Here is a 16,847-nt window from a genome sequence, read left to right as displayed (position 1 = left end):
CCTGGATAAAGGTATTTGGGGCATGAGCCGTCCGATGTTTATCGATCAGGCAGTGACCTATACCATCCCGCTGGTGGATATGTATTTCCTCAGTCGTATTTCCGATAGTGCTGCCGCTGCGGTAGGTGCAATCACCCCCCTGGTATTTGTCGCCAACGCGTTTTTAATAGTCAGCGCATTTGCCGGCGCGAGTATTGCGAGCCAGCGCATAGGTGCAAATGATTATGCGCGCGGCAATGCCACGATCGCCGCTTATGCAGTGTTTGTGATGGTATTGGCATTAATTGCTGCGCTGACTGTAAATCACGGTGGCCCTTGGGTCGCATCGGCAATGTCATTAAGTGCAGACGTTGAACAACATGCACGGACATATTTATCGATCATTGGCTGGATGGTGGCGCTCTGGGGTTGCCGCGTTATTTACCAAACTGTTTTAAATATTTATGGTGAGCCCCAATGGAATACCTATAGCAATATAATTTTATTTGTCAGCAATATTATTGGTTGTTCAGTTGCAGTCTATGGCTTTATGGGAATACCCCCGACAGGTGTGCAAGGTGTTGCTATTGCGAGCGTGATTGCAGCAGGTATGAGCCTCACATTTGTTGCATTGGTTGTTCATTTAAAATTGCGCATTCATATTCCGTTGCGCGAAGGTATAAAAAACTTTGGTGTGTTAATTACACCGGTAGTAATGATTGCTGCGCCTTCTATTCTCGAACCTATGTCATTTCAAGCCTACATGATTGCGCTTAACTGGATCGCCGCTGAAGTAGGTGATCTTGCGTTAAAAGTCAAAGTCTATGCATACAATACCTTTTTATTTTGCCTGATGATTTCTATCGCCCTGGGTATGGCGACTGAGGCAATTATCGCGCAGCGTGTAGGCCGACAAGAATTTGATTTGGTGGATAAACAACTTAAACAAACATTAAAGCTTTCACTGATTGGTACCACCGCACTGGCATTGACTTGGCTGCTATTTAATAAACCAATATTGCAATTGTTCAGTGATGACCCTGAAGTTATCGCAATTGGGTTATGGGCTTTTGTATTAAGTTTTCTCGCTGAACCATGGCGTACGGTCAATATTACCATTGGTAGTGCCCTGCGTTGCGCAGGCGATGCTGCATTTACGTCTATTTCCAGTATTGGTGTGATCTGGTTATTTTCCGTTCCTCTCGCGTATATCCTCGCGATACCTCTCGGCTTGGGTTTGTATGGGTTATTGATTGCGGCTGTGCTTGATGAATGTATCCGTGCGCTGATAAAACGCTGGCGTTGGAAGCAGGGCAAGTGGATGCATACGGGTATCGCCGCGCGTGAAGCACGGTTGGTTGAATAAAAAATAATAACGGTTTAAAAATATATCTCACTCTGTTAAGCGAGATGTATCTAAAAGAAGGACTCAAAAGTTTATTGACTGAGCCGTGTTAAACGATAAAGCCGCAGGCTATAACCTTGGAAACCTACATCTTCCGCTGCTGACACTTCATAAAACTGGCGTAGATGCGCCAGCTCCTTTTCTTCATTAGAAAATTGCGCAAGCCAGGACATATAAATATAAATCGCATGGGGTGGTGCTATTGCGCGGTGCAGATCGCTAATTTCGATAATGTTATAGCCAAAACTATTGCGTTTATCTATGGTGCGCTCCAGTGAGTCCGCATCCACAAAAGTATCACCACGGGTAAACCAGGCGTAACCGCTGTCTTTATTCCAGGTAATGATCGTGGTATCCGGTTTGATGGGAATGGCTTTTTGCATGCGGTTGAGCAATTTGTCTTCCAGTGCAAATTCCGCATTGTAAACAAAACCATTTCCCTGGGCTTCTCCAGCACTATCAATTTGTAAAATACGGTGTTCGCTAAACGCGGTTGATCCAAATACCCATTTCGAGAGCGGATCAATTGTGCGAAAAGTTTGGAGTGTAAATAAAGTAAATACTATGGCGAGTAAAATGCAGCGTGTTTTGCGTGACTTAGCTGCGAATTGTAGTGATAGGAGCGCAAAAATAATCAGGAAAAAACCACCGTACACTACGTAGCGCGGAATAATGTAGGTGATGTATGTGAGGTTAAAGACAACAAAGATGAGGAAACACATAAGCACGGGTAGCATGCCCCACCAGCGATTATTTTCTGCTGGAGCTGCCGTGGCTTCTGCATTACTACTATTGGGCTCAGTGATAACCGATTGGCTGTACTCAGTATTTGAATCTATCGATGCGGTTTCTATTGTTGCGCTTGTTTTTTTTCGACCTCGCTCGATATAGCGACCGTAACCGATCAAAAGTGCAAACAATACAACAAGCACCAATACCCAGTGAAAATTGAGAATAAATATTTCACCTGCTCGATTGGACATCACACGCGTATTGAAACCAAAACAATTCCAGCCTTGCGAATCAAATTTAATCCCGTTGCTCGCTGACCACATGGCTCCCTGTTTGGCAATTGAATAGAGTTTAAAACCAACACCGGGTAGGAAAATACAAAATATTCGGTAAAAAATAGTTGATAACGGGAGGTGGTGTTTTACCGCTAAAATTCCTGTAGGCGGAAGTAGATGCCCCAAACTTGGCAGGCGACCTGCACGATTTTCCCGGCACAGGACAATCAAGCTATAAAGCCCTATGCCACCGGCTAATGAAATCCAGAATAGTACTCCTGTCGCTTTGGAGAAAATCATAAACAGACTGGCAATCGCAAACCAGCCGTAGTGACCATAAAGTAATGCAGCCAGTGCGGCAGTAAAAAAAACTAATACTGGAAAATCAGTATTGATAAAAATGGATGTGGCAAAAAATAGGGGGTCCAGTGCAAAAATTGCGGTGGCCAATAATACTTCCGGTAAATGTTGCGCGCTTGGTAAAAACCAGCGAAAAATTTTAAATGTGCAGAATACCGAAAAAGTAGCCAACAAAAGATGGGTGAAGTTAAGCGTAAACAGATTGGGGTAATCAAGTAGTTGTCCTAATACCAATAAGCCAACATAGCCCATCGCGGAATGGCCAAACACGTTATAGGTGTCGAGGATAACGCGTGGTAATTCAGCCATATTACCAATAGTTTTAGTGGCTTCAATTGCGCTGGCAATACCGCCCCAATAGGTGGCGGCATCCCAACGTGGTACAGCATCCAAATAAAAACTGCGCACGACAACATAGGCCAATAGCAATAGGCTTAATAAGCCTTGTTCCTTGAGTTTAAAAAAATACAAACTCCGTTCCCCTATGAATTGGTATTACCCTGGGTACCTTAGGTAGAAGTTTTAGATAATAAGTCTTCGACCGTAAGTGCTTACAGCAGATCTTTAGTAATAAATAGGTAATTTAATTAATCTGTGGCTAGTATTGATGAGAGTTGTGGTAATAAAGCCGCTACATCAATGCCATGCTCTTTAAGCAAATAATCGTAGCTGCCACACTTTTGTGAGAACCGATCTTGCACTCCCATACGGACAACCCGCGTATTACCTGTTTCACTGACTATTTCCGCAACAAGGCTACCCAAGCCCCCCATAATTGAATGCTCTTCAATTGTCACCAGAGTTTTGGTGTGGAGGGCAATATTATTGACTTGATTCTTATTAATTGGTTTTAGTCCAGGTGCGCTCCATACGGCCGCGTCTATTGTTTCCGCCAGAGTAACTGCAGTCTTTACCATTGAACCCGTCGCTAAAAAAACAATATTGTTTTGGGTGCCTGTACGTACAGGTACCAAATCACCAACAGGTACGGAAACTGGTCCTTGATGTACTTGGCCAATATCGGATTTTCCCATACGTACATAAAATGGCGATTCAAAACGCAATGCTTGATCCATGGCATATTGCATTTCATAAACATCGCAAGGCGATAAAATGCTGATATTTGGAATGCAGCGCAACACAGCAATATCTTCCGTCGATTGATGGCTGCTACCCAAGCTGCTGTAAACCAAGCCGGCGCCATCACCCATAAAGACGACGGGTAAGTTTTCGTAGCACACATCCATTTTAATTTGTTCAAGCACGCGGATGGGTACAAATGCACTCAAACCGTACACAATGGGTTTAAAGCCCGCTTTGGCAAGGCCTGCAGCAACGCCAACCATATTTTGTTCGGCGATGCCGGCATTAATAAATTGCGCCGGTAAACATTTACGAAATTCATCGAACAATGCATACCCGTGATCGCCAGTTAATAGCAGCACTTTGGAATCTGCCTGGGCTGCGGCAAGAATAGCTTTGGAAAATACGGATCTCATACTACTGGCTCCAATTCGGCCATGGCCAGATCAAATGTGTCTTGGGTTAAACGCGTGTAATGCCAGCTGTTTTCGTTTTCCATAAACGAAACACCTTTACCTTTTACAGTGCGGGCGATGATGGCTTTGGGATTTTCATTTTTATTGTTTTTTAATTCGATCAAGGCGTTGTCCAGCGCGGTTTCATCATGACCATCTACGGCAATTGCATCAAAACCAAATGCGATAAATTTATCTTTCAGGCTGCCCAAGCCTAACACCTCATGGGTTTTGCCCATTGCCTGAAAACCGTTTTCATCGACGATAACAATTAAATTATCCAGTGCTTGTTGTTTGGCGAATAAAATAGCTTCCCACATGGTGCCTTCATTCATTTCACCATCGCCAACAATAGCGTAGCAGTATTGATCGCTTTTATTTAATTTGGCGGCGAGTGCCATCCCGACACCTACGGATAAGCCGTGTCCCAAGGAGCCTGAAGTGACTTCACAGCCAACAACGTGAGCATCGGATAATCCTTTGAGCTTTGAGCCATCTTTAAAATAGTTTTCGATGTCGGTAGTCGTCAACCAATTCTTTTCATAAAGGCAGGCGTACTGTGCCATAACGCCGTGGCCCTTACTCAATACTAAATAATCACGCAGTGTTGCCGCTGGATTATCTCCGGGATAGCGTAAATGATTGCGATAGAGTACCGACATGATTTCGATAATCGAAAATGCGCAGCCGATATGCACGGTGGAGCCGGAATAGGCCATTCTTAATACGGTTTGTCGTAATTGGTGGGGGGCAAATGCAGTCATGCGCTACGTCCGTCTTGAATAAAGGGCTAGTGATTATGCGCGGCTGATAAGCGCCTGCGCTTTTCCCAAGCAATTGTTTTGTGAATGGCAGAAAGCAAATCGGTGTATTGTGCCAGCTCCAATTCCTGGTGTGCTTTGCTCACATCGGGCACGTATTGCTGGATTGGACCGTTGGTGACAGGTTGCTGGGCAATGGTGACTCTATTTTCACCGTAAATAATATCGGATATGGTTTCAGCCAAGGTTTTGATAGAGATCGCCTGTGCAGAACCCAGATTATAATTTTGTTGGGAACGACCATTGATCAACATGGTTAATAGCCACACGGTCATATCCGCTGCGTATAAATAAGAGCGGCTACTGGTGCCATCACCATTGATTGCAATTGTGCGATTGTCGAGTCCATCGCGAATAAAATTCCCCGCTGCAAAATGTGCATCCAGTGGCAGGTAAGGGCCTAGCAACGCAAAGCAGCGCGCAACTTTTACCTGGATATTGTACTGCTGAGCAAAATTGTGGGCGAGCCATTCGGAGACACGCTTACCCTGTCCATAGGCATTATTAATATCGAGTGAGTCAGGGGCGCCGGAATAATTTTCCGCGATATGAGATATTGTTGTCGGTTGGCGACCATAAACTGCGCCCGAGCTGGTCAATAAATAACGTCTTGCGCCTGCGCGCTGTGCAAGCGCCAAGGTTGCCCGCGTGCCTTGTACGATGTTGTCGAACGTAGCGATAGGATTGTCACCGGTTTTTACTACATCAGTAGCCGCATGAATCACACTATCAAAGGGTTCATGGATTTTATCTAGCGCGGTGACATCACCTTGAATCAGAGTCACTATCTTATGCGTCGCTAAATGCGGAGCCTTGATAGTAAACGCAGCGGGATCTCTACTGAGAACACTCAGGTGGAGATTTAAATCCAGTTGTGCGTTTGCCCATAGCAGCGCCTCCAATAACCAACAACCCACAAAGCCGGTGCCGCCGGTAATAAAAATACGTTGATTGCGCAACGCCGCCCATACCTCGGTTGGCGTTTGCGTAACAATCAACTGCAAATCATCCAGTGCTACACCGGGTTGATAGCTAGTGAGTGTGTGATTAGTAGAGTCCTGATTCATGAGCAGTTAAAAATTCAAACCAAAAAATTCTTCCATTTTTTCGGCGACATAATCGAAATGTTCTGTACCCAACGCAGGATAAATACCTAGCCAAAGCGTGTTATTCATAGTGTTGTCAGTAACCGTTAAATCACCGACCACGCGATGCTCAACGCCTTCAAAATACGGTTGGCGGGTTAAATTACCCGCAAATAACAAACGTGTACCGATTTTGTTTTGATCTAAAAATTTTACAAAATCAACACGATTAACGCCTGCACTTTCTTTCAGTGTTATAGGGAAACCAAACCAGGAGGGTTCGCTATTGGGCGTTGGTTGGGCAATATCGATAAAATCAGCAAGGTTGCTCAATCGCGCTTTTAATAAGTCGTAGTTGCGTTTGCGTGCATCAATAAACTCCTGCGCGCGTTCCAACTGCGCTAAACCGCAAGCAGCTTGCATATCGGTGATTTTTAAGTTGTATCCGATGTGTGCATAAACGTATTTGTGGTCATAACCCACGGGCAGGCTGCCAAACTGTTGACCAAAACGATTGCCGCACGTGTTGTCGCAACCGGGTGCGCAATAGCAATCGCGTCCCCAATCGCGGAAAGATTCGGCGATCATTTTCAATTGTGGGTTGTTGGTAAATACGGCGCCGCCTTCACCCATAGTGATATGGTGTGCGGGATAAAAACTCAGGGTGGCAATGTCGCCAAAGGTACCAACCAATTTGCCATCGTATTTTGCACCCAGTGCATCGCAACAATCTTCTACCAACCACAGGTTATATTTTTCGCAAATTGCTTTTACTTTGGTGAGGTTAAAGGGATTTCCCAGCGTGTGGGCTAGCATAATCGCTTTGGTTTTTGGCGTAATAGCCGCTTCAATTAAATCAGCATTAATATTATGTGTGGCCGCGTCAACATCGACAAATACAGGGATAGCACCAAATTGAATAATGGGGTTTACGGTAGTGGGGAAACCGGCCGCAACGCCGATCACTTCATCGCCTTTTTTAATTGCGCGTGCGCCAAGCTTGGGAGAGGTTAGGGTACTGAAGGCAACCAGATTGGCGGATGAGCCTGAGTTAACCGAGAGTAAATATTTAACACCTAAAAATTCAGCCAGTTTTTTTTCAAATTCTGTATTGAATCTACCAGTGGTTAACCAGCAGTCGAGTGAAGCCTCAACCATCAATTGCATTTCACGTGCACCCACGACTTTACCCGAGGGGGGAATAGCACTTTCACCGGGTACAAACGCTTTTGGGGCAGTAGTTTGTTCTGCAAATTGTTGAACCAACTTAGCGATTTCTTGACGTAGAATTTCAGGAGTCATTGTGTTGCCTTTTTAATATTTAAACCGATAAAAATTAATCGGCACGCATAGCGGCCATGTATTGTTTGATCTCGTTAATGCTATAGGCATGCATATCTTGATTAGCAAGCCATGCGCGCTGCCATGCAATAATTTTGTCTAGTGTTTGGTGCAGGCGCCAGCTAGGTGACCAATGCAAATGGGTGCGAGCTTTGGAAATATCAAGCTTGAGATATTTTGCTTCATGAGGGTGGTCGCCCGCATCCAATTGCCAGCTGGCACCATTGCCCCAACTGCTTACCATTTGGTGGAGAATCCACTCAACCGGTTCAACGTCTTCATCGCGTGGGCCAAAATTCCAACCCTCTGCATGTTGCTGCCCGTGTTGATAGAGCGCCTGTGCCAACACCAGATACCCACTCAGAGGTTCCAGCACATGTTGCCAAGGGCGTGTCGCCTGTGGATTGCGAATCACCACTGGCTCTTCTTTTTCAAATGCGCGTAGGATATCGGGAATCAAGCGATCTGTAGCCCAATCTCCACCGCCAATAACATTGCCTGCACGCGCTGAGCCCAATGCAGGGCTGTCGGGTTTGTTAAAAAAAGAATTGCGATAAGCAGAGGTAACTAATTCAGCGCAGCCTTTACTGTTGCTGTAGGGGTCGTGTCCCCCCATAGGCTCGTGTTCGCGATAACCCCATTCCCACTCGCGATTTTCATAACACTTATCGGTAGTGACATTCACAATTGCGCGCAATGATGGACACAGGCGTGCGGCTTCCAATACGTGCAAGGTACCCATCACATTGGTGGAATAAGTGGCCAGTGGTTCGCTATAAGACAAACGTACCAGTGCTTGCGCCGCCATGTGAACAACAATATCTGGATTAAATTCTGTCATGCTCTTGGTAAGACGATCGAGGTCACGGATATCACCTATCTCCGATACAATCACCTGATCGACTTTTGCAACATCAAAGAGCGCAGGTGTGGTCGGTGGCGAGAGAGAATAACCTTTAACTACCGCGCCCATGTGCGCAAGCCATAAGCTGAGCCAACTACCTTTAAAGCCCGTATGGCCTGTTAAAAATACGCGCTTACCTTGCCAAAAGGCTGCATCAACCTGAGCTTTCACAATTACTCCCAATTTTTCCAGGGCGCTTTACCACTTGCCCACAATTCTTCAAGGTAAGTTTTATCCCGCAGTGTATCCATTGGCTGCCAAAAACCTTCGTGTTTATAAGCCATCAATTCACCGTCTTCAGCCAATTTCATCAACGGATGTTGCTCCCATATGGTCTGGTCGTTCTCGATCAGACCAACCACTTTGGGCGACAATACAAAAAAACCGCCATTGATCATAGCTCCGTCGCCTTTGGGCTTTTCTTTGAAGCTTTTTACACAATTATTTTCTATATCCAATGCGCCGAAGCGACCTGGCGGAAAAGTCGCGGAAAGGGTGGCGAGTTTGCCATGGGTTAAATGGAAATCAATGGTTTTGGATATATTGATGTCGCTAACACCATCTCCGTAGGTAAAACAAAATGCAGATTCATCTTTGATGTGATCATAGACTCTTTTTAAACGGCCACCGGTCATGGAGTTATCACCCGTATCGATCAAGGTGATTTTCCAAGGTTCGGCGCGCTGATGATGAACGTGCATTTTGTTTTCGCTCATATCAAACGTAATGTCTGACATATGCAGAAAATAATTCGCGAAATATTCTTTAATGACATAGCCCTTGTAGCCACAGCAAATAATAAAATCATTTATGCCGTGGGCCGAGTACATTTTCATAATATGCCAGAGGATAGGTTTGCCACCTATTTCCACCATAGGTTTTGGGCGGGTGACTGTCTCTTCACTTAAACGGGTGCCTAAGCCACCAGCGAGAATAACGGCTTTCATTAATCCTCTCTCCTTAATTTGTGTTTATGAACTGACGAAAGCGTCAGAATAAAAATTGTTTGGGTTCAGCCCTTGAGTGACGAGCAGCTTTTTAGCGGTGTGAATCATGGTATCGGAGCCGCAGGCATACACAACGGAATCATGCAGATCTATAACATCAGCAATGACTGCATCTTGTACATAGCCATGTCTCCCGTCCCAATCGTTTGATGCCCGGCTAAGTGTCGGGCGAAACGCAATATTTAGGTTGGCAAAATCGGGCTGCCAATACAGATCTGCCAGAATTCTGCCGCCCCAGTAAATATAAATATTTTTTTTCTGCACCAATTCAGCGTTATTGGAGAATTCTTCCAAAATGCTTTTTATGGGAGCTATACCTGTTCCAGTAGCTAAAAAAACAATATTTTTTTCTGGTTTCGGGTGAAAACAGAATGTGCCATGGGGGCCCTCCAAGCGCAATAAATCATTGGTTTTAGCTTCATTAAACCAATATTGACTCATTTGCCCGTGGGTTACGGCACGTACATGCAATTCCAGTTTGCTGTCGGCGCGCAAAGCGTTGGCAATAGAGTAACTACGACGCACGCCACTCTTGGCAATCACATCGATATATTGGCCGGGCAAATAATTGAATTGGTTGGTTGGTGGAAGACGCAGAAATATTTGCATTACATCGGGTGCGAGCAAATTGAGCTGATCAATTTTGCAGGGCAGCGTTTGGATTTTTATACTGGCTAGTAGCCCCAAGTCCTCTATATCCAATTCGATATCATTCACTGCGGTTCTACAGCAGGTTAAAATAAAACCTGCATTCATCTCATTTTCGTCCAGGCTTTCCTCGGCTTTTAAAATCTGCGTTTCGCCGTTAATTACCTTCGCCTTGCACGCACCGCAGCGGCCATTGCGACAGCTGTGTTCAAGTACTAACCCTTGGGCTTTTGCTGCGTCGAGCAAACTGGTCTCGGCAGTTGCTGCAAACTGCTTGTGGTTAGAGAGAGTTACTACCGCCATCGTCGGAATCCGCTTTATCTCTGGGGTTATGGGTTTGTCAGTTGGTATTGGGTTAAAAATTAATTCGCTCTTTTTCGATCACTAATGGTCTTCTTTTGCTGTAGATATGAATAGAGCCGAGGTATTCACCCAAAATACCCACAAAAAATAATTGAACCGAAGCAAAAAAGAAAATACCAATTACCACAGGTGCCATACCGAGACTAAATGAATTCCAAAAAATCAGTTTCAATAAGAAATAAATGGCGGCAATAAAAATACTGATAAAGGAGAGTAAAAATCCTGCCATGGTCGCAATTCGCAATGGCACTTGTGAATGAGAAATTATTCCCAGCATGCCAATATCGTATAAGGTGAAAAAATTGTTTTTGGTAATACCGCGAACACGAACGGGTTGGTCGTAAGGGATTTGATGAATACGCAGGCCTATCTCGGCAATCAATCCACGGAAGTAAGGGTAGGGGTCATTTATACTACGCAGGTGATCGATCACTTCTTTATCGTACAGACCAAATCCGGTGAAGTTATCGATGAGGTCAATATTGGATAGCCGGTTTACTGTTTTGTAATAGAGTTTGCGAATGGTAAACATCACTGATGATTCTTCGCTTGATCGTTTGGTGCCGACAACGGTTTGGAAACCTTCTTCCCATTTTTTTATAAACTCGGGTATCAAGCTTGCAGGGTCTTGTAAATCGGCCACAAACAAAATCACTGCATCTCCATGGGCTTGCAGAAGACCGTGATAGGGAGAGCGAATATGACCAAAATTTCTGCTGTTGGCGATGACTTTGACATGTTTATCGGTACTGGCGATATCTCGCAAAATATCCAGTGTTTTATCTGTCGAGGCATTGTCGATAAAAATATGTTCGTAGGTGTAATTATCATAGTGTGAAAACACGCTTTGAATAAGCTTCACGCACTCCTGCACATTGTCTTCTTCATTGTAACAGGGGGTAACCACACTAATGAGTTTCATGCTGTTTTCCTTTAAACACAAAAAATTTATTAAGCAAAAACGAAAGGACTGTTGTGGGAACCAATGCTAATGCACCAGAAAGATAAGCACTGAGTCCGTACTTGATCATCAATTTGATCAATAACAGGTTTAGGCAAAAGGTTATTGCATAAACAGCAAAAAATTTGCCAATCAGACGTTTATCTCTTGATTGAAACACCAACCTGCCAATCGTGTGAAAGTTAAACAGCACTCCCAGGATGGTGGCGAACAACAAGGCGTAGGTATAGCTCAGGCCTAAGTAGATGAGCAGGGCATATATGGAATAGCCAAATAAGGTATTCACCAACCCCACGACTAAAAACCTGACAAATTGTACTGCTAACACGCTGACTGCTCCTAGCGTAATAGAAAGGCACCCTTCAAGGATGCCTATATTAACTGTTAAGGTAAATTCCCCAAATAAATATCAGCGCTGAGAGTGAAAATAAAGCCGACATCGTCAACCCTATATTGGCTAAGCGGGTGGCTCCCTGTTGTTGAAAGCGCAAAATACTGACGCCATAGAGTGCGCAAAAGGTGAGGATGATTGGCACTATGTATCTAAAGTCGATATTTGCTGGAAATGTCATGCGCATATAGGTGACGCCAGCCCAGAGGAAAAATCCGGATAGTAGCACTGGCGCCATCCGCTTGAAGTCTTCTCTGGTCATACGATAGAGGCCAAACAACAGATAAAGAAACATCAAAACCGCCAGAAAACTGCATATAACAGCTGTATTCACATTTAACAGCGCGGGATATTTAAACTCGCCAAATAATCCGGTTTTACCCAGATAGTTCCAGAAAAATTGACGCCCCATGCGATCATCGTAGGGGTCAGTGAAAGGTTCAGTAATAAAAATTTTCGCATCAAACCAGAAATAATTTGCTGCGGTATTGCCCACCAGGTTGGCTTGCGAGAGGCCATCGATGTTATCGATGTACAACTTGTCGCGCTTTCCCTGCATTTTCAAAATTAACCCTGGACCAACGGTGATTGCAACAGCGAGTAACATGATGAAACAGGGTGCAATCGCCATTTTAAAATAAGTCGCCCACTGTTTAGTGGATACCATCTTATAAAGGCCAATAACGCCGAGTACAGCCACTAAAATTTCACCGTTGGCTTTGGTCAAAATAGCTGCTGCACCTACGAGGCTTGCGATCATTAAGTCGCGTTTTTGATCGTGTCTGTACCAGCGGATGATGTAGTAGAGACTTGCAGTGAAAAGGAAATAAAGCAGCGGATCATTGCCGATCCGCACCGAATGGATAATCGCCACCGGCCAAAATGCAAAAAGTGCCCCAATTACCCAAAGCACACTCTCATCTTTAAATGACTTGCACAAGCGCTTGAATAAGCCAGGCTGAGATTCCGTAGATTCCGTAGATTCCTTAGATTCCGTAGATCTCTGAGGGCCTAATATGATTTCCGGTGTTGGGTATTCCGGTTGTGCAGGTGATTTGCGATATAAGTTCAGCAGCTCCTGCAAAATCATCAAACCAAACAATACAAATCCCATCGAGTAAATCAGTACTAATACCTGCTGTATGCGAAATAGAATAACTTTATTGCTGGGTTCCACCAGTTGGGTTGCTTTATAAACAATAGCGCCTGTGTAGTAGTACAGAGGTGGATGAAAAAATGCACCGCCAACTGCATAGTCAACGGGTGGAGGCATCCAGTGTTGGGATAGGTATTCAGTGTAGCCAATATGATCACCCAAATCGTGTTCGCGGATATCAGCGGTGGTAACCGAAAAATAAACCAGGCGAATTAATAAAGCACCAATAAAAAGTACTTTAACCGGGGTAGATAAGCGGCAAGCGTTGGTGATTTTGAGTGCTAGCAAAAGTGCCACTGTGGTAAACAATAAATAGACAATACGTTTGATATGCCCATTACTTTCGGCACTGATAACTATACCCATCAGACCGCCTTGATCCATATAAAGGATTTCAATTTGGTTGTCGCCCTGATGTAAATAGTCTTTAAGTTCGTAGGTAAACCCTTTGCTGTAATCTTTGCGTTCGTGCGCTGGGATCATACTTAGATCAATCGGGTGTTGATTGATTGTTAATGTATAAATCTCATCGTCAGGAATAAAGCGTAATAAAGTGCTGGTGTATTTGCCCATTGTGAGTGTGCCGCTTAGACGGTATACCCCACTTTCATTGGACTGCATAAAGCCTGGGGTTGCTATAGTCTGTATATTTCCTGAGGGGGTCGTCAGGATAAAATTTGAGAAGACGGGTTGTATGCTTTGTAGAAGAAAAATCAATAGGCCAACAGCTAAAATCAAGATGTAAAGCGTCTTTGATTTTAGAGTTCGTACTAGCAGCGATTTCATTTTATTCTTTATCCTTAATCAATGACTTTAATTTTTTAAGTTCTGCCTTGAGTATGCCGACTTCCTGAATTAAGTTTTTGTTACCTTCCGCTAGCTTTGAAATAACGATTGAAAACTGGATCAATATAAAAAAGACTGAAATCACCAGCATCAATAGCAACGCGGCGGGGGCATACAATATACCAACCGCGCTGGCAACTATTTCCAGCATAGGTTTAAAAATGGATAAGACGATAAAAACAAACCCAAAACCCAGCCACAGTAGTGAGTATTCTTCCTTAAGTTTTCTACGTTTGACCAAGCGCAAAATAAATAGAAATAACATCAGGCTGCCAATAATGGAAAAAACCTGAATACGATTGTCAAGCAGAAGTTTCAATGTATCCTCAATCATAACGAGATCCTGCGAATTTTTTGTCGTTGTGATGTCATCAGCATGGCCAATATTACTTTGATCATATAGTGTGCTGATTTCAGGCCGGAAATGGATGATTCGCCGCCTTGGCGTTCGACCATTTCAACAGAGACCTCGCGGATACGGAAATCGTTTTTGCCTAATAAGATGACCGTTTCGGGCTCGGGATAATCAGTTGGATAATTATTTGCAAGAAATGCAATGGCCTGCTTGTTGTAAGCACGAAAACCGGAAGTGCTATCGGTAATTCTTTTTTTGATCAGTAGTATGTTCATTATTTCAAAAATACGAATGCCAATACGGCGCATGAAAGTGGATTGAAAACCCAAGGTCTTTTCAATAAAGCGCGAGCCTATACAGACATCATAATCGTTGTGTTGGAGTGGCGATAAAATTTTCGGTATTTCGCTGGCGAGGTGCTGCCCATCGCCATCAAATTGAATGGCGTAGTCATAGTTTTGGTAGAGCGCGTATTTGAAACCGGTCTGCACTGCACCACCAATTCCAAGATTGGAAGGTAATTCGATAACGGTTGCTAGCCCGTTGGCCTCAGCCTCACGCTGGGTGTTATCTTTTGAACCGTCATTGATTACCAGGCACTCATAACCAGAGTTAGTATCCTGCAAGGATTGAACAACCTTGCGAATATTTTTTTCTTCATTGTAGGCTGGGATGATTATTAGGATTCGCTCTCGCATAAGCGTGCACCTGTATCGATTTGGGTCAGTGAATTGTTGGTGTTTTTTCTTCAGGGGCCGCTGTTGGGGCAATAGATATAACTGTGTTGACCCAGTTGGCATGATCCCATTTGTCATCTTTCAATGGAGCCACTTTCAGTGTTAATTTTTGAACACCACGCACGTCGAGATTAATAGTGGGAATGTCGCGCTCATAACCTAAAACAGGTGCAGATTCCCATAGTAACTTATCATCGCCCCACACGGAAAATTGCACATCAGCTGTACCTACTTCATCATCCAAAGCGGCTATAAAACTAAACTCGACGGCATCTGGTGGCAACTGGTATTGGATCTCAGAACTCGCGTGTGTGCCTATTCCTTGCGCGTAGCGGCGATTAGCTATCGACAAATAGTTGCCATCGTAACTGCGGTTTAATGCCATAGTGCCGTGATCTTGCTTGGCGTAGACAAGGGGGAGAGTTGTCAGAAAAGTTTGTTTGTCGGTGAGTGCGAGCGAGTGAATTTGGTAGCGGTCAAAAAAATAGCCTGCCATTCCTGACGTAGCCACAATAAAACACCACACGGATATTGCGGGAATTTTGGTCGCAAATTTCAGTAAGTTTGTTAGCCAACTAATGATTCGCCCGGCGCTAGCCAAATCAATAATGGCTAAAACCAGCAACACCATAGTACCCCAAGCAAGCCCATGCCAGATATCTGAACCGTTGATTTCTAAAATGATCAACATGTTCAGGCTGCATAATAGGCTGATTACTATGGGGTAAATCAATTTTTGTTGAGCTATAGCGCTGAAAGTGATCGCCATAATGACGGCTGGAAACAAGTAACGCTCATGCATGGCAGGCAGTAACGCGAAAAAAGCCAATGCACAAATGGTGGCAGAAAAGAGTGCTTGTGATAGGAGTTGGCGCGCGTTGATTATGGTTTCATTTTTGATGAGAAAGTGAATGCCGTGGAAGAAAATGCCCAGTGCGGTCAAGGAAAATAACAGCATCCCAAAATACTTGGCAGTAAATACTTTGGCCAAGGCTGAATCAGCTGCGACACCAAATAAAATGATGTTATCTGGGGCAACATTACCTGTTAGCAAAATCCAAATATTAGCGGCATTGAATGTGGTCATTGGATATTGACCTAGAGTATCTATGTACGCTTGGTTAACCGATTGTAAAAAATGCCCAGCAAGTATCGATGGCATAAATACCAGTGCACCAACGGCGATAGCAATAAGAACGCCTATCAGGTTTTTACCGATGTTGCGGAAAAATAGAAATGCAAATACCGGCGCGAAAGCAATCATTTGGAACTTTGTTAACAGCGCCAACACAAAAACAGGAATAGAAAGGTAGGTGTATTGTCGGTAGGTGGCCAGTAAAAACGCACCGAATACCATCGTGGCCGGTATTAAATCGACTTGCCCCCAAATAGGGCCATTTACTAATATGGCTGGGTTGATTGCCGTTAGTAGCAAAATAATATGAGTGAATTGGTATGTGGCATTGAATCTGCGTAATTGGCTCTGAATTAAAATGATCAATAACCCATGGAAAACCACGACAGGTAGCTGGGTAAGAAACTTTAATAAATCATTATGCTCAAGCGGTATGCCTGTGGAGTTGTAAATCTGCCCAACGAGATATAGCCAGTGGATATAGAATGGAGGGTAGTTACCATTAAAACCATCGTAACCGGTGGTTGATAATTGCCGCACCCAATCTTGCCAATAACCTAAATCCTGGCTGTAGCCCTTGAGAAAGAGCAATGTGAAATTGGCGACTATGGCCAAAATTAAATAGCTCTGTAATAAACGGGAATTAGTACGGCGACTATCGCATAACTCCAACGGCACCATATCGACAAAGGTTATCGCACTTTGCGTGAGTGCATGCTCCTGATCGCTGGCGCTAGTTGTTGTAGATCCCCTTGGTTCATCGTCAGCAGTAGTGGTCGTGTCGTTCATTTTTATATACATACCTGTT

Annotated in this window: 15 protein-coding genes; 1 reads left to right on the top strand and 14 read right to left on the bottom strand. The window is 44.2% G+C overall.

The annotated features are described in order from the left end of the window. The first annotated feature begins 22 nt into the window (after positions 1 to 22). Positions 23 to 1,345 carry an MATE family efflux transporter gene (locus B4E62_RS06585; protein WP_331351545.1) on the top strand — a complete coding sequence of 441 codons (1,323 nt, stop codon included), beginning with the start codon at positions 23 to 25 and terminating at the stop codon, positions 1,343 to 1,345. A 71-nt stretch (positions 1,346 to 1,416) separates the two neighbouring features. Here B4E62_RS06585 and B4E62_RS06580 read toward each other — a convergent pair whose 3' ends face one another. The 14 genes from B4E62_RS06580 to B4E62_RS06515 form a co-directional block, all read right to left on the bottom strand. Next, entirely contained in the window at positions 1,417 to 3,222 is a 1,806-nt protein-coding gene (locus tag B4E62_RS06580; RefSeq protein WP_331351544.1) for a hypothetical protein, read from the bottom strand. A 116-nt stretch (positions 3,223 to 3,338) separates the two neighbouring features. Further along, on the bottom strand, positions 3,339 to 4,250 hold the full coding sequence (locus tag B4E62_RS06575; RefSeq protein WP_331351543.1) for a transketolase family protein: 912 nt from the start codon (positions 4,248 to 4,250) through the stop codon (positions 3,339 to 3,341). Next, positions 4,247 to 5,053 (bottom strand): transketolase, encoded by an 807-nt coding sequence (locus B4E62_RS06570; RefSeq protein WP_331351542.1) that lies wholly within the window; start codon positions 5,051 to 5,053, stop codon positions 4,247 to 4,249. Before B4E62_RS06570 ends, B4E62_RS06575 begins: the two co-directional genes overlap by 4 nt. A 26-nt stretch (positions 5,054 to 5,079) precedes the next feature. Further along, positions 5,080 to 6,177, bottom strand: coding sequence for an NAD-dependent epimerase/dehydratase family protein (locus B4E62_RS06565; RefSeq protein WP_331351541.1), 1,098 nt, complete (start codon positions 6,175 to 6,177; stop codon positions 5,080 to 5,082). Positions 6,178 to 6,183: 6 nt separating this feature from the next. Beyond that, a complete protein-coding gene (gene rfbH, locus B4E62_RS06560; protein WP_331351540.1) occupies positions 6,184 to 7,497 on the bottom strand; it encodes a lipopolysaccharide biosynthesis protein RfbH in 1,314 nt (437 codons plus the stop codon). A gap of 34 nt (positions 7,498 to 7,531) precedes the next feature. Continuing rightward, positions 7,532 to 8,611 carry a CDP-glucose 4,6-dehydratase gene (gene rfbG, locus B4E62_RS06555; protein ID WP_331351539.1) on the bottom strand — a complete coding sequence of 360 codons (1,080 nt, stop codon included), beginning with the start codon at positions 8,609 to 8,611 and terminating at the stop codon, positions 7,532 to 7,534. A gap of 2 nt (positions 8,612 to 8,613) precedes the next feature. Continuing rightward, positions 8,614 to 9,387 (bottom strand): glucose-1-phosphate cytidylyltransferase, encoded by a 774-nt coding sequence (gene rfbF / locus B4E62_RS06550; RefSeq protein ID WP_310073929.1) that lies wholly within the window; start codon positions 9,385 to 9,387, stop codon positions 8,614 to 8,616. A gap of 24 nt (positions 9,388 to 9,411) precedes the next feature. Further along, on the bottom strand, positions 9,412 to 10,398 hold the full coding sequence (locus tag B4E62_RS06545; RefSeq protein WP_310073931.1) for an FAD-binding oxidoreductase: 987 nt from the start codon (positions 10,396 to 10,398) through the stop codon (positions 9,412 to 9,414). Between the two features lie 52 nt (positions 10,399 to 10,450). Continuing rightward, complete coding sequence (locus B4E62_RS06540) at positions 10,451 to 11,380, bottom strand: glycosyltransferase family 2 protein (RefSeq protein ID WP_310073933.1); 930 nt, start codon at positions 11,378 to 11,380, stop codon at positions 10,451 to 10,453. Continuing rightward, on the bottom strand, positions 11,367 to 11,747 hold the full coding sequence (locus B4E62_RS06535; RefSeq protein ID WP_331351538.1) for a GtrA family protein: 381 nt from the start codon (positions 11,745 to 11,747) through the stop codon (positions 11,367 to 11,369). The genes B4E62_RS06540 and B4E62_RS06535 overlap by 14 nt, the downstream gene beginning before the upstream one ends. A 49-nt stretch (positions 11,748 to 11,796) precedes the next feature. Continuing rightward, positions 11,797 to 13,587 carry a hypothetical protein gene (locus tag B4E62_RS06530; RefSeq protein ID WP_331351537.1) on the bottom strand — a complete coding sequence of 597 codons (1,791 nt, stop codon included), beginning with the start codon at positions 13,585 to 13,587 and terminating at the stop codon, positions 11,797 to 11,799. Positions 13,588 to 13,753: 166 nt separating this feature from the next. Beyond that, the gene (locus B4E62_RS06525) at positions 13,754 to 14,146 is read right to left on the bottom strand and encodes a DUF2304 domain-containing protein (protein WP_310073939.1); all 393 of its coding nucleotides are present in this window, start codon (positions 14,144 to 14,146) and stop codon (positions 13,754 to 13,756) included. Continuing rightward, positions 14,143 to 14,865 (bottom strand): glycosyltransferase family 2 protein, encoded by a 723-nt coding sequence (locus B4E62_RS06520; RefSeq protein WP_310073942.1) that lies wholly within the window; start codon positions 14,863 to 14,865, stop codon positions 14,143 to 14,145. The genes B4E62_RS06525 and B4E62_RS06520 overlap by 4 nt, the downstream gene beginning before the upstream one ends. Positions 14,866 to 14,890: 25 nt before the next feature. Next, positions 14,891 to 16,828 carry an NPCBM/NEW2 domain-containing protein gene (locus tag B4E62_RS06515; protein ID WP_331351536.1) on the bottom strand — a complete coding sequence of 646 codons (1,938 nt, stop codon included), beginning with the start codon at positions 16,826 to 16,828 and terminating at the stop codon, positions 14,891 to 14,893. Between the last annotated feature and the right edge of the window lie 19 nt (positions 16,829 to 16,847).

The organism is Cellvibrio sp. UBA7671 (assembly GCA_002483145.1).
Taxonomy (GTDB): domain Bacteria; phylum Pseudomonadota; class Gammaproteobacteria; order Pseudomonadales; family Cellvibrionaceae; genus Cellvibrio; species Cellvibrio fibrivorans.
The sequence above is the reverse complement of the archived record's forward strand: the minus strand, read 5'-3'. Positions and strand labels throughout refer to the sequence as shown.